The following is a 389-nucleotide window of genomic DNA, read 5'->3' as shown; positions in this document are numbered from 1 at the left end:
CTACGGATCAAAAGGTTAGGGGTTCGACTCCTCTCGGGCGCGCCATATGACGGGAAGTAGCTCAGCTTGGTAGAGCACTTGGTTTGGGACCAAGGGGTCGCAGGTTCGAATCCTGTCTTCCCGACCAGCGAGTCACTATGCGGGTGTAGTTTAGTGGTAAAACCTCAGCCTTCCAAGCTGATGATGAGGGTTCGATTCCCTTCACCCGCTCCAAAATGATCTTTGAAAACTAAACAAAACCAAGCGTGCCAACGTTAATTTTGATTAACAAAAACGTACTATATAGTACAAAACTTATGAGCAAGTCAAACACTTTATTGGAGAGTTTGATCCTGGCTCAGGACGAACGCTGGCGGCGTGCCTAATACATGCAAGTCGAGCGAATTGAT

General features: G+C 47.6%; 2 tRNA genes and 1 rRNA gene. All 3 read left to right on the top strand.

Annotated features, from left to right (window positions below):
* Positions 1–50 precede the first annotated feature (50 nt).
* Positions 51–127 (top strand) — tRNA-Pro (locus tag K9V48_RS28680).
* A gap of 12 nt (positions 128–139) precedes the next feature.
* Positions 140–213, top strand: a tRNA-Gly gene (locus tag K9V48_RS28675).
* Positions 214–314: 101 nt separating this feature from the next.
* A 16S ribosomal RNA gene (locus K9V48_RS28670) occupies positions 315–389 on the top strand; the annotation flags it as partial.

The organism is Metabacillus rhizolycopersici, from assembly GCF_020075705.1.
This window is presented reverse-complemented; position numbering and strand designations above follow the sequence as displayed.